The 13,156-nt window shown below is 71.2% G+C and carries 11 protein-coding genes; 5 read left to right on the top strand and 6 right to left on the bottom strand.

What is annotated here, in order from left to right; genetic code table 11:
* The first annotated feature begins 148 nt into the window (after positions 1-148).
* Complete coding sequence (locus STROP_RS19075; protein ID WP_012014999.1) at positions 149-1,363, top strand: NADP-dependent isocitrate dehydrogenase; 1,215 nt, start codon at positions 149-151, stop codon at positions 1,361-1,363.
* Between the two features lie 260 nt (positions 1,364-1,623).
* On the opposite strand, the gene cysC is transcribed toward STROP_RS19075, so the two are convergent.
* Together cysC and STROP_RS19065 are read right to left on the bottom strand one after the other, a co-directional pair.
* Complete coding sequence (gene cysC, locus STROP_RS19070) at positions 1,624-3,150, bottom strand: adenylyl-sulfate kinase (protein ID WP_012014998.1); 1,527 nt, start codon at positions 3,148-3,150, stop codon at positions 1,624-1,626.
* Between the two features lie 91 nt (positions 3,151-3,241).
* On the bottom strand, positions 3,242-3,856 hold the full coding sequence (locus tag STROP_RS19065) for a DM13 domain-containing protein (RefSeq protein ID WP_012014997.1): 615 nt from the start codon (positions 3,854-3,856) through the stop codon (positions 3,242-3,244).
* A gap of 124 nt (positions 3,857-3,980) precedes the next feature.
* On the opposite strand from STROP_RS19065, the gene STROP_RS19060 reads away from it, so the two are divergent.
* From STROP_RS19060 to STROP_RS19045, 4 genes are read left to right on the top strand one after another with little or no spacing between them, the layout of a single operon-like run.
* Positions 3,981-4,895, top strand: a complete 915-nt coding sequence (locus STROP_RS19060) for an ABC transporter ATP-binding protein (protein ID WP_012014996.1) — start codon at positions 3,981-3,983, stop codon at positions 4,893-4,895.
* Positions 4,888-5,766, top strand: coding sequence for an ABC transporter permease (locus STROP_RS19055; protein WP_012014995.1), 879 nt, complete (start codon positions 4,888-4,890; stop codon positions 5,764-5,766). The genes STROP_RS19060 and STROP_RS19055 overlap by 8 nt, the downstream gene beginning before the upstream one ends.
* Positions 5,763-6,719, top strand: a complete 957-nt coding sequence (locus STROP_RS19050; RefSeq protein WP_012014994.1) for an ABC transporter ATP-binding protein — start codon at positions 5,763-5,765, stop codon at positions 6,717-6,719. The genes STROP_RS19055 and STROP_RS19050 overlap by 4 nt, the downstream gene beginning before the upstream one ends.
* A 2-nt stretch (positions 6,720-6,721) precedes the next feature.
* Positions 6,722-7,432, top strand: a complete 711-nt coding sequence (locus STROP_RS19045; RefSeq protein ID WP_012014993.1) for an ABC transporter permease — start codon at positions 6,722-6,724, stop codon at positions 7,430-7,432.
* Between the two features lie 9 nt (positions 7,433-7,441).
* On the opposite strand, the gene STROP_RS19040 is transcribed toward STROP_RS19045, so the two are convergent.
* Genes STROP_RS19040 through STROP_RS19025 form a run of 4 tightly spaced genes read right to left on the bottom strand, consistent with a single transcriptional unit; the run spans position 7,442 to position 13,154 of the window.
* A complete protein-coding gene (locus STROP_RS19040; protein ID WP_012014992.1) occupies positions 7,442-9,346 on the bottom strand; it encodes an ABC transporter ATP-binding protein in 1,905 nt (634 codons plus the stop codon).
* Positions 9,343-11,160 (bottom strand): ABC transporter ATP-binding protein, encoded by a 1,818-nt coding sequence (locus tag STROP_RS19035; RefSeq protein WP_012014991.1) that lies wholly within the window; start codon positions 11,158-11,160, stop codon positions 9,343-9,345. Before STROP_RS19035 ends, STROP_RS19040 begins: the two co-directional genes overlap by 4 nt.
* Positions 11,161-11,196: 36 nt before the next feature.
* Positions 11,197-11,709, bottom strand: coding sequence for a methylated-DNA--[protein]-cysteine S-methyltransferase (locus tag STROP_RS19030; protein ID WP_012014990.1), 513 nt, complete (start codon positions 11,707-11,709; stop codon positions 11,197-11,199).
* Positions 11,706-13,154 carry an AlkA N-terminal domain-containing protein gene (locus STROP_RS19025; RefSeq protein ID WP_026275727.1) on the bottom strand — a complete coding sequence of 483 codons (1,449 nt, stop codon included), beginning with the start codon at positions 13,152-13,154 and terminating at the stop codon, positions 11,706-11,708. Before STROP_RS19025 ends, STROP_RS19030 begins: the two co-directional genes overlap by 4 nt.
* Positions 13,155-13,156 lie beyond the last annotated feature (2 nt).

Here is a 13,156-nt window from a genome sequence, read left to right as displayed (position 1 = left end):
AGCGCCCCGTGGTCACCCGGCCGCGGGGCCGCCGTCGCCCACGCCGAGGGTTCGGGGTCCCCAGAGTGAGGCCGGCTGGGGGAACCGGGACTGTTTGCAGTACGCTCGTACTGCTTGAGCATGTGTCCCCCGAGAGGAGCGCCGGCCGATGGCGAAGATCAAGGTAAACAACCCGGTCGTAGAGCTCGACGGCGACGAGATGACCCGGATCATCTGGAAGCAGATCCGGGAGCAGCTGATCCTGCCCTACCTCGACGTCGACCTGCGGTACTACGATCTCTCGATCCAGCACCGGGACGAGACGGACGACCAGGCCACCGTTGACGCCGCCAACGCGATCAAGGAGCACGGCGTCGGCGTCAAGTGCGCCACGATCACGCCGGACGAGGCGCGGGTCGAGGAGTTCGGCCTGAAGAAGATGTGGCGGTCGCCGAACGGCACCATCCGCAACATCCTCGGTGGCGTCGTCTTCCGTGAGCCGATCATCATGTCCAACGTGCCGCGGCTGGTGCCCGGTTGGACGAAGCCGATCATCATCGGCCGGCACGCCCACGGTGACCAGTACAAGGCCAGCGACTTCGTCGTCCCCGGGCCCGGCAAGGTCACCATCACCTACACCCCGACCGACGGCACCCAGCCGGTCGAGATGGAGATCGCCGACTTCCCCGGCGGCGGGGTCGCCATGGGCATGTACAACTTCGACGAGTCGATCCGGGACTTTGCCCGTGCCTCCATGCGGTACGGCCTCGACCGTGGCTACCCGGTCTACCTGTCGACCAAGAACACCATCCTCAAGGCGTACGACGGCCGGTTCAAGGACATCTTCGCCGAGGTCTACGAGGCCGAGTTCAAGGCCGACTTCGAGGCTGCCGGCATCAGCTACGAGCACCGGCTGATCGACGACATGGTCGCCGCGGCGCTCAAGTGGGAGGGCGGCTTCGTCTGGGCCTGCAAGAACTACGACGGTGACGTGCAGTCCGACACCGTCGCGCAGGGCTTCGGCTCGCTCGGCCTGATGACGTCCGTGCTGATGACCCCGGACGGCCGCACTGTCGAGGCCGAGGCGGCGCACGGTACCGTCACCCGGCACTACCGGCAGTACCAGAAGGGCGAGAAGACCTCGACCAACCCGATCGCCTCGATCTACGCCTGGACCCGGGGCCTGGCCCACCGGGGCAAGCTGGACGGCACCCCGGCGGTTACCGAGTTCGCCAACACCCTGGAAAAGGTCATCATCGAGACCGTCGAGGGCGGCCAGATGACCAAGGACCTCGCGCTACTGATCTCGCGGGACGCCCCGTGGCTGACCACCGACGAGTTCATGAACGCGCTGGACGAGAACCTGGCCCGTAAGCTCGCCTGACATCGACCAGCGGGGCCGCCGACCACCGGTGGGGTAGTCGGCGGGGCGGGTCGAGCCGGCGGGCAGCGCGACTTTCTCCGGCGCGCCTCGTTGACCCAGATGGACGAGATGCCAGTCGCGTCCAGGAAGTTGACCGCGGTCGCCCGCGACGTGCGCCGCCCGTCAGCTCTCCCGGCTGTCGCGCACAGCCAGCCGTCCCTTCCCAGCGGGGGGCCCTGTCCCGGGCCCCCCGCGTCCCCTGTACGCCCGTGGCCGCTGAACTACATGCTGGGGTGGCGGGGTTCGACCCAGCCCGTCTCCGCCAGCTGGTGCAGGACCGCCTGCACCGCCTCCTCCACCGTCAGGTCGGTCGTGTCGACCGTCAGGTCGGCGTTGGTCGGCTCCTCGTACGGGTCGTCCACCCCGGTCATCCCGGTCAGCAGGCCAGCGCGGGCGCGCGCGTACAGGCCCTTCCGGTCCCGTTGCTCGCAGACCTCCAGCGGGGTGGAGACGTGGATCAGTAGGAAGCCCGCCCCGGTGGCCAACGTCATCTTCCGTGCGGCGGCCCGCGCCTGCTCGTAGGGGGCGATCGGGCAGCAGATCGCCACTCCCCGGTGCCGGGCGATCTCGGCAGCCACCCAGCTGATCCGGCGGATGTTCGCGTCCCGATCGGCCTTGCCGAAGCCGAGCCCAGCCGACAGCTCCCGGCGTACGATGTCGCCGTCGAGCAGGGTGATCGTCCGTTCGCCCTGCTCCCGAAGGGCATCGGCGAGACCACGGGCGATGGTGGACTTACCGGAACCGGAGAGGCCGGTCAGGAAGATCACCAGGCCTCGGTAGCGGCGGGGTGGGCGGGCATGTGCCAACTCCTTCGCCACCGCCGGGGGAGTGTGCCACTCCGGCAGTGGGAACCCCCGGTCCAACAGGTCGTCGATCTCGGCCTGGGTCAGCGCCTGCCGCCGGTTGCGCGGCGGGATGTCCTCCCGCCACCGCCACTGTCCGTCGCGGTTGTCGTAGGCCAACTCCCGCGGCACCAGCACCCGCAGCCCGGCCCCGGAGAGCATCTCGCCGGTGGAGAGCAGGTGCGTCACCCCGTACGCCGCCGAGACCCGTGCCCGGAGCAGCGCGTCGCTGATCTCCTCACGGCGGCGGGGCAGCGGAACGGCGACCAGCGTCGCCGGCGGCATTCGGTCCCGGGCCGCGAAGACGCTGCGAATGAGAGCCTCGGGCGGCAGCTCGCCGCCCTCCTCGCCGATGGGGATCAGCACCAGCAGGTGGGCGCCGAGGGTGCGGGTCGCGTGGGCGATCTGGGCGAGCTGCGGCCGGTGCAGCGGCCGATCGGCGACCACCCCGAGCACCCGGCCGGGCGGCAGCAGCGAGCGGATCTCCTCCGGGGTGCGGCGTAGCCGCTGGAATGGGCCGTGTCCGCCGTCGCCGAGTCGGCGTACGGGACCGCCGACCCCCGTCACCCCGTCACGGACCGGCCAGGCGTCGGTGACCTCCAGCGCGGCCATCGGGGCTCCCTCGCCGTCGGTCAGCACCAACGTGCGGTGGGCCGGATCCCGTACGTCGAGCCGCTCGGCGAGGGCCGCGGGCACCTGGAGCGTCACCGGCACCGACCAGGGAACGTCATCGGTGAGTCGGCTCCGCCGGCTCACCGAGACCAGGTCGGCGCGGGTCATGAAGCCGGTCAGCGGGGTGTATGCCCCGGTGAGGAGTAGCTCCAGGTCGGCCAGTTCACCCGGGCGGGGCGAGTACGCCGGCGCATCCCGCAGCACCTCGTCGGGCGGCACCCAACCGTTACTCATGAACCCCCCAAATCACTGATCGGCACTAGTTTCTCAGCCGACCGGGGGATCGGTCGAGTGCCACTCCAGGAGATGGGGCCGCGGCCGGACGTCAGCCGGTGGCCAAGGGGGCCGCGCCGAACGACACCGCGAACCGTTTACACCAGATTGACACACTGGTCAGCCTGTCCAGATCCACCTCGGCCGGGATGTCGTACGCCTGGTCGCCGCGGTTGCCCTTGAGCCGGCCCAACTCGACCCAGTGGCCGTCATCGAACACATGCCACCCGGCCTCTCCGGTCCGGACCGGCTGGTCGGTCAGCCACACCCGCAGGTCAGGGCCGTTGGAGGTGGCCAGGCCGACCAGCTCCAGCCGCAGCGTGCCGTCGGCCGTGCGGATGATCCGGGCGGTGCCGCTGGTGTTGTGTTCGTGGGTGATGAACTCGCCGCTGCGGACGATCACCGGGCCGGCGTCCGGGGCGGATCCGGCGGTCGGGTCGGATCCGGCGGTCGGTGTGGATCCGGCGGTCGGTGTGGAAACGCCATCCGGTGCGGAGTTTGTGGGCGACGGTGGCGCTTCGGTGGCGACGATCGCCAGTTCCTCGTTCACCTCGGTGTCGGTCACCAACTTCCACGGCTGGAACCAGTAGAGACCGAAGGCGGTGCCGGCGGCGAGAACGGTGACCGCGACCCAGGTGAGCGGGGTACGCAGCAGTTTTGAGGCCATGCGTCCAGTCTGCCGGCGGGGGCCGGCGCGGGAATTACCGGAGCCTTACGACTGCGGCCCCTACGGGAATGATCAGGGGCGCGTCGGGTGTCGCTAGCTGGTGGCACCTGCCTAGGCTGGGGGCGTGGCACTCATCGCGACCGAGTCGCTGACCAAAACCTACCGGGGTGGGGTCACCGCGCTGGCCGATCTGACCGTCGCGGTGGAGCCCGGCATCGTCGGTCTCGTCGGCGCGAACGGCGCCGGCAAGTCCACCCTGATCAAGATCTTGCTCGGCCTGCTCGCGCCGACCAACGGGCAGGTCCGGGTCCTCGGCCTGGATCCGACCAGCCAGCCCGACCAGGTGCGGGCGCGGGTCGGCTACATGCCCGAGCACGAGGCCCTCCCGCCCGACCTCACCGCCGCCGAGTTGGTCACCCACCTCGGCCGAATCAGCGGCCTGCCGCGGACGGTGGCCCGCGAGCGGGCCAGCGAGGCGCTGCGGCACGTCGGGCTCTACGAGGAGCGTTACCGTCCGGTCGGCGGCTACTCGACCGGTATGAAGCAGCGGGTGAAGCTCGCTCAGGCCCTGGTGCACGACCCGGATGTGCTGCTGCTCGACGAGCCCACCAACGGGCTCGACCCGGCCGGGCGGGACTCGATGCTCGCCCTGATCCACCGCATCGGCACCGAGTTCGGCATCTCGGTGCTGGTCTGTTCGCACCTGCTCGGCGAGGTCGAGCGGATCTGCGACACGCTGGTCGCCATCGACGGTGGGCGGCTGCTGCGGGCCGACCGGATCGATGCCATGACGTCGGCTACCGACGTGCTCGCCGTGGAGGTCAGCGAGGGCACCGAGGAACTGGCCGCCCGGCTGGCCGCACTGCGGCTGCCGGTCCGCCGAGACGGCCGACTGCTCCTCGTCGAGCTGGCCGATGACGGCACCTACGACCAGATCCTCGGCGCGGTCGCCGAGCTGGACCTGCCGCTGCACCGGCTGGACCAGCGTCGCCACCGGGTGGCCGAGTTGTTCGCCACGAGGGAGTCCAGCCATGTCTGAGTCGACCGGCGTCATCCACGACATCGGCTACCAGCGCTACTCGGGCCCCCGCCTCGGCCGTGGTCCGGTGTTCGGCGCGCTCTACCTGCACGGGCTGCGCACGGTTTTCGGCTTCGGCCGTAGCGCCAAGGCGAAGATCTTCCCTTGGCTGGTGGTGGGCATCGTGACCGTGGTCGCCGCCGGGGTTACCGCCGTTCGCAGTCAGCTCGGCGAGGTGGTCATGACCTATGCGCAGTTCGCCGACACGATGAGCTGGCTGATCATCTTCTTCGTCGCCGTCGCCGCCCCCGAGCTGGTCAGTCGCGACCTCCGCAGCGGGGTGCTGCCGCTGTACTTCTCCCGGCCGCTGGCCCGGTCGGACTATCCGTTGGCCAAGCTCCTCTCCCTGGTCACCGCGCTCTGGTTGCTGCTCGGCGGCCCGCAGCTGGTGATGTTCCTCGGTGCCGCCTTCACCGTCGACAACGGGCTGCGGGGGGTCTGGAACGAGCTGCTCGACCTGCTGCCGGGTCTGCTCTACGCCGGCCTCTGGGCAGCGGTCTTCGGCGCGATCGGCTTGTTGGTCGCCGCGCTCACCGGCAAGCGGGCGTTCGCCGCCGGCGGGATCGTCGCGGTCTTTCTGATGACCACACCGATCGTCGGCATCCTCGCCATCCTGCCCTCGCAGACAACCACCGAGCTGGCCTTCCTCGCCTCCCCGATGACCATGGTCAACGGGGTGGGCACCTGGGCGCTCGGTGACCTGCTCTTCGAGCGTGGGGGTGGGCTGCCAATCGGTGGGTTCGGCCCGCTCTACGCCCTCGCGGCCGGATTGCTCGTGGCCGGCTGTGTCGTCCTCCTGTTGGCCCGCTACCGGAAGGTGGCCACTCGATGAGCGTGACCAGTGTGGAGCCGAGTTCGGCAGCCGCCACCACGACCAGCCGCCTGGATCTTTCGGGCGTCTCCCGCTGGTACGGCAACGTGGTCGCCGTCAACGACGTCAGCATGAGCCTGGGGCCGGGGGTCACCGGGCTACTCGGCCCCAACGGTGCGGGCAAGACGACGCTGCTGCACATGATGGCCGGCTTCCTCGCGCCGTCACGCGGCACGGTAACCCTGGATGGGGCGCCCACCTGGCGTAACCCCGAGGTCTACCGGCGACTGGGCCTGGTCAGCGAACGGGAGGCGGTGCACGCGTTCCTCACCGCGTACGAGTTCGTGCTGGCCAGCGCGCGGCTGCACCGGCTGTCGGACCCCGCGGAGGCCGCTCGCCGGGCGATCGCCCTGGTCGAGCTGGAGGGGGCGCAGTCCCGCCGGATCGGCACGTACTCCAAGGGTATGCGACAGCGGGCGCGGGTGGCGGCGGCACTGGTCCACGACCCGCAGGTGCTGCTGCTGGACGAGCCGTTCAACGGGATGGATCCGCGACAGCGGCTGCACATGATGGACCTGCTGCACCGACTCGGCGGCGACGGGCGCACCATCCTGTTCAGCTCACACATTCTGGAGGAGGTCGAGCAGCTCTCCGGCACGGTGCAGGTGATGGTCGCCGGCCGACTCGCCGCCTCCGGTGACTTCCGGACGATCCGTCGACTGATGACCAACCGGCCCCACGTCTTCGCGGTCCGGTCCACCGACGACCGCGAGCTCGCCGTCGCGCTGATGGCGGAACCGTCGGTGACCGGTGTGGAGCTGGGCCGGGCCGGGCTGACCGTACGGGTCAGCGACTACGGCGCGTTTACCCGGGCGTTGCCCAAGATCGCCCCGGCCCGGGGGATCCGGGTTCGGCAGCTCGTGCCCGAGGACGAGTCCCTGGAGAGTGTGTTCTCCTACCTGGTGGAGGCCTGACCATGTCGACTGTTTCCTGGATCACCGCCCGGGGGCTGTTGGGGCGGCGCCGCTTCCTGCTGCTCTTCCCGCTACCGGTGCTGCTGGTCCTGTTGGCGGTGCTCTCCCGCGCCCTGGGGGTCGACCCCGGCGAGTGGGGGCCGCCGGTGCTGGTCGGCCTCGGGTTGGCCGTGGCGCTGCCGGTGATCGCGTTGATCGTCGGGACCGGCGTGCTCGGTGCGGAGATCGAGGACGGCACCGTGGTGCACATCCTCACCAAGCCGCTGCCGCGTTGGCAGATCGTGCTGCCGAAGCTGGCGGTGGCTGCCGGCGTCACCGCGGCTACCGTCGCCGTGCCGCTGTACGTGGCCGGTGTGCTCGCCAGTTCGGTCCGGGTCGGGCTGGCGCTCGCCGCCGCCGCCTCCGTCGGCGCGCTGGCCTACAGTGCGCTCTTCCTCGCGCTCAGCCTGGTCACCCGGCGCCCGGTGCTGCTCGGGCTGGTCTACGTGCTGATCTGGGAGGGGCTGCTCGGCAATTTCGTCAGCGGAACGAAGGTGCTCTCCATCCAGCAGTACGTGATCGCGCTCGCCGACCGGTTCGCTCCGACCGAGCTCCTCGCCACCGATGTGTCGGTGCCGGTCGCGGCGGTGATGAGCACGCTGATCGTGGCCGGCTTCACCGCCCTGGCAATTGATCGACTTCGGTCGTTCAGTGTGGCCGGCGAGACCAGCTGATCCTTTCGCTCAGCTCAGGGAGTCCAGCCACTGGCGGTGCAGCTCGGCGTACCGCCCGTCGCGGTGGACCAGTCGCGCGGGTGAGCCGTCCTCGACGATCCGTCCCGACTCCAGCACCAGCACGCGGTCGGCGATCTCGACGGTGGAGAGTCGGTGCGCGATCACCAGCGCGGTACGGTCGCGCAGAATGGTGGCCAGGGCCCGTTGGACCGCTCGTTCGGTCGGGACGTCGAGGGACGAGGTCGCCTCGTCGAGGATCAACACCGCCGGGTCGGCCAGAAACACCCGAGCGAACGCGACGAGCTGCCGCTGACCGGCCGAGAGCCGGCTGCCGCGGCGATGCACCTGGGTGGCGTACCCGTCGGGCAGGGCGGTGATGAACTCGTCCGCGCCGATCGCCTTCGCCGCTGCCGCCACCGCGGCGTCGTCCGCGTCCGGCCGGCCGAAACGGATGTTCTCCGCGACGGTCCCGCCGAAGAGGTGGGTCTCCTGAGTGACCAATACGAGCGCCTGGCGTAGGTCGGCGTCGGCGATGTCCCGCAGGTCCACGCCCCCCAGCGCGACGGTGCCCGTGTTCGGGTCGTGGAAACGGGCGAGCAGTTTGGCGATGGTCGACTTGCCGGCGCCGGTCGCCCCGATCAGTGCGACGGTCTGCCCGGCCGGGATGTCCAGGTCCAGTCCGTGCAGGATCGGGGACTGCGGGTAGTACCCGAAGGAGACCGAGTGGAAGGTGACCGCCCCGCGACCGGATTCGGGGGCCGGCAACGGCACCGGCCGGGCCGGCTCCGGTACCTCAGGTTGCTCGTCCAGCACACCGGCGAGCTTCTCCAGCGCTGCGGTGGCCGACTGCAACGAGTTGTAGAACTGGCTCAGCTCCTGCATCGGCTCAAAGAACCGACGCAGGTAGAGCAGGAAGGCGGCGAGCACCCCAACCTCGGCGTGACCATTGAGGACGCGCCATCCGCCGTAGCAGAGCACCACCGCGATGGTGACGTTCCCGATCAGCTTGACCCCGGGCGAGTAGGTGGCGATCAGCTGGAACGCGTGCAGGCTGGCCCGCCGGTAGTCGTCGTTGACCCGGACGAAGATCCGTTGGTTGCGCGGCTCGCGGCGGAACGCCTGCACTGCCCGGATCCCCCGCAGCGACTCGACGGCATGCACGATGACCAGGGCGATGGTGTCCCGGGTCCACCGATACGCCACGGCCGAGGTGCGGGCGAACCAGCGGGACAGCCAGTACAGGAACGGGAACGCCAGCAGCGTCACGGCGGCCAGCGGGAGATCCAGCCAGAGCAGGATCGCGGCCACCGACAGGATCGACAGGGCAGCGAGGACCAGGCTGTCGATGCCACCGCCGACCAACTCGCCGATGGAGTCCAGGTCGCTGGTGAGCCGAGAGACCATCCGCCCGGACGTGTACCGCTGGTGGAAGGCCACCGACAGGCGTAGGAAGTGTCCGTACACCCGGCGTCGGAGGTCGAGGAGCACAGCCTGACCGATCCGGGCGGAGAGGGCGAGGAAGCCGCGGCGGGCGGTGTACTCGGCGACCGTGGCGACGACGAACGCGGCGGCGATGTACGTCAGTGGCCGGGTGTCGCCGGCCCGCAGCGGCGGAATGGCCCGGTCGATGCCGAGCATCACCAGATACGGTCCGGCCATGCTCGCCACGTTCTGGATGAGCAGCAGCGCGACGGCGACGGCGAGCTGTCGGCGGTGCGGGTGGAGCAGGTCGCGCAGCAGCACCCGGCTGCGGGCGCGCAGCCGGGCCACCGCCGCCGGATCGGTGTCCTCGGCCCGGCTGCGGTCGGCGTCCGGGTCGACCGCGATGCCGCGCCAGTTTTCCTGGGCCGACCGTGGTCGCGGCACTGGGACGGCCGGCAACGGGTCACCGCCTGGCTCGTTACCGTCGGTCACGAGCGCACCAGGCCGTTGGGGGTCGGATCGTCCGCCGGCGGCCCTGGCTCGGCCGAGAGCAGGGCACGGTACGCGGGCACGGTGGCGAGCAGGTCGGAGTGCCGGCCCAGCGCGGTGATCCGGCCGGCCTCCAGCAGGGCGACCCGGTCGGCGAGCGCGATCGTGGCCGGTCGGTGTACCACGACCAGCGTTGTCGTGTCGGGTAGGGCCCGGCGTAGCGCCGTCTCGACCAGCGCCTCGGTGTGCACGTCGAGGGCGGACAGGGGGTCGTCGAGCAGGAGTAGGGCTGGACGGCTGAGCACCGTCCGGGCGAGCGCGAGCCGTTGCCGCTGGCCGCCGGAGAGCGACAGGCCCTGCTCGCCGACGCGAGTGGCCAACCCCCACGGGAGGTCGTAGGCGAAGGTGGCCTGTGCCAGCGTGAGCGCGGCCCGGACCTCCTCGTCACCGGCGTCGGGTCGGCCCAGGGTCACGTTCTCCCACACCGACATGGAGAAGAGCGTCGGCTCCTCGAAGGCCACCCCGACCAGCCGGCGCAGCGTCGCCAGCCGCAGGCCCCGCACGTCGTACCCGTCGATGGTGACGCGGCCGCCGGTCACGTCGTGCAGCCGGGGCACCAGCGACAGCAGACTGCTCTTGCCGGAGCCGGTCGCCCCGACCAGCGCCACCGTCTCGCCCGGCTCGATGGTGAGGTCGACGCCGCGCAGCACCGGTTCGCGGGCACCCGGGTACTTGAACGAGACTCCCTCGAACCGCAACCGACCAAGGATCTGGGAGCGGGGTGGGTCGGCGGCGTCGGGAGCGTCCAGGATTGCGGGCGGGGTGTCCAGCACCTCCCAGATTCGGTCGGCCGCGGTGGCCGCCTCCTGCCCGCCCGCGATGATCCACCCCAGGCCCTGCACGGGCCAGATCAGCAGGAGCTGGAGGCTGACGAAGGCCACCAGCTCGCCGATGGTGAGCGTGCCGGCCGCGGCGGCGCCCGCGCCGGCGATGAGGACGACGCCCAGGGTCAGGTTCGGCACCAGGTCAAGGCGGGCGGAGGTGTCGGCGAGCAGCCGTCCCTTGCCGACCGCGGTGTCGTGTAGCGCTCGGGCGCTGACGGCGAATCGGGCGGCCAGCTCCGGCCCGCGCCCGTACGCCTTCGCCGTGCGCAGCCCCTGCGCGGTCTCCTCGACCAGCGTGGCCAGGTCGCCCTGCTGGTCCTGCATCCGCCGGGAGGCGGCGTGGTAGGCGCGGGCGAACCGCCGCGCGAGGAGGAACAGAGGGATGGCGCTGACCGCCACGACCAGGCCCAGCACGGGGTGCAGCCGGATCAGCAGCGCCACCACCACGGCGTAGGTGACCAGGTTCAGGACGAAGAAGAGCAGGCCGAAGGAGAGGAACCGACGGATCGCCGACAGGTCGGTGGTGATCCGGGAGAGGAGCTGGCCCGACTGCCACCGGTCGTGGAAGCTGGCCGGGAGCTGTTGCAGGTGGGCGTAGATGTCGGCGCGGATGGCCGTCTCGATCCCCACCGAGGAGGAGGACTGCACCCAGCGGCGGATGAAGATCAGCACTGCTTCGGCGAGCCCGAACAGCAGCGCCAGGCCGGCGAGGCGGAACAGCCCGGCCGGATCCTGCCGGGCGACCGGGCCGTCCACCACCCGCTGGGCCACCAGCGGCACGGCGATCCCCGCTGCCATGGCGGCCAGGCCGGCGAGGAAGAGCCAGGCGAACTCGTGCGCGTACGGCCGCAGGTAGTGCCGCAGCCGCCAGAGGCTGTCGAGCGGATGTCGGCCTGTGGTGGGGGCCGGATCGCCGTCAACCTCCGCGGGCACTACCCGACGTTACGTCCTTTTGGAGTGTCGCCGGTGTCAGCTTGCTGTCAACTGCCGCTCATGACTCAGCAGCCACTTCTTCACATCTAGCCCCCAGCGGTAGCCGCCAAGCGTTCCGTCGGTGCGCAGCACCCGGTGACAGGGGACGAAGAGCGCGGCGGCGTTCCGGGCGCAGGCCGCGGCGGCGGCCCGGACCGCCGCTGGGCGGCCGGCCAGCCCGGCGAGTTCCGTGTAGGTGACCGGATCGCCCGGCTTCAGGTCCCGCAGTATGTCCCAGGCGTGGGCCAGGAACACGCCGTCGGTGTGTTGCTCGACCGGAACCCCGTCAACTGCGCTCAGCTCGCCATCCAGGTATGCGGTGACGGCGGCCGTGATCGGGCCGAGGTCGCGTCGTTCCCGCAACGGGGCGTGCAGGTGTGGGTGGACCAGGGCGAGCAGGGTGGTCAGGTCGGTGGTGAAGCCGGCGGCCCGGACCGCCCCGTCCGGTCCGGCGAGGATGCCGAGCGGGCCGGCCGGGGTGTCGGCGACGGTGGCGTCGATCGTGTTCATGCAGCTCTCCAGAGTCGGATCATCGCGTACGAGCGCCAGGGGCGCCAGCGGTCGGCGTACGAGTGCAAGGTGTCGGGGCTGTGGGGGAGGCCGAGGGCAGCGGCGCCCCGGCGGAGGGCCACATCGGTGGACAGCAGGACGTCCGGGTCGCCGAGTGCGCGGAGCGCGACATAATCCGCCGTCCACGCCCCGATCCCGGGCAGGGCCAGCAGCCGCTGCCGGGTCTCCTGTCGATCCCCACCCGGCTCCAGATCGACCTCCCCGGCGGCCACCGCCGCAGCGAGCCGACGCAGTGTCTCCCGGCGGGCGGCCGGCATCCGGAATGCCGAATCCGGCGCGGCGAGCACCTCCTCGGCGGCCGGGAACCCGGGTAGCCCGCCGCCTCCCGCCTCCGACTCCGGCACCGGGGTGGAGAGCTGGCTCAGGAGCCGGGTGAGGGTGGTGCGGGCGGAGGCCACCGAGACCTGCTGGCCGACGACCGCGCGGACGGCCACCTCGAAGCCGTCGACCGCGCGTGGCACCCGGACGCCGGGCTCCGCCGTGACCATCGGGGCCAGGGCGGGATCGGTGGCCAGGGTGGTATCCACCGCGGTGGGATCGGCGTCCAGGTCGAGCAGTCGGCGGCACCGGGCCACCGCCGGTGCGAGGTCCCGCAGGTCGGTCAGGCGCAGGGTCGCCGCCACGTGCCGGTCCGTTGGGGTCAGCGCCGCCGCGCCGGTGCCGTGTGGCAGCCGCAGGCTCCGGTGGTAGGTGCCGGCGCGTACCTCGTCCACCCCAGGTAGCGTCCGCGGGGCGAGGAAGTCCAGCAGCGCCCCGACGTGCAGTGGGGGCCGGTAGGCCAGCCGTACCGTGATCGTGCCGGGTCCGGCGGGTGCCGTTGGACGGCGTCGGGTGGCCCGCAGCTCGGACGGCGGGACCGCGTACACCTCGCGGAGGGTGTCGTTGAACTGCCGTACGCTGCCGAACCCGGCGGCGAACGCGATCTCCGCCATTCCGAGGTCGGTGGACTCGATCAGGGTCCGCGCGGTCTGCGCGCGCTGCGCTCGGGCCAGGGCGAGCGGGCCGGCGCCCAGCTCGGTGCGGAGTAGCCGGTGCAGGTGCCGCTCGGTGTAGCCGAGACGCGCTGCCAGCCCGGGTACCCCGTCGCGGTCGACCACGCCGTCGGCGATGAGCCGCATGGCGCGACTCACCAGGTCGGCCCGAAGATCCCACTGTGGTGATCCGGGGGTCGCATCCGGCCGGCATCGGCGGCAGGCCCGCAGCCCGGCCCCCTGCGCCGCGGCAGCAGACGGGAAGAATCGGACATTCTTCCGCTTCGGGGTGGTCGCCGGACAGGACGGCCGACAGTAGATGCCGGTGGAGAGCACACCGGTGTAGAACCAGCCGTCGAACCGCTGGTCGCGGCTGTCAACGGCCCGATAACACCGTTCAAAGTCCAGGTCCACGT

This window comes from Salinispora tropica CNB-440 (assembly GCF_000016425.1).
In the GTDB taxonomy this organism is placed as follows: Bacteria; Actinomycetota; Actinomycetes; order Mycobacteriales; family Micromonosporaceae; genus Micromonospora; species Micromonospora tropica.
Note: the sequence above shows the minus strand (reverse complement) of the source record. Positions and strands in the feature narration are given on the sequence as shown.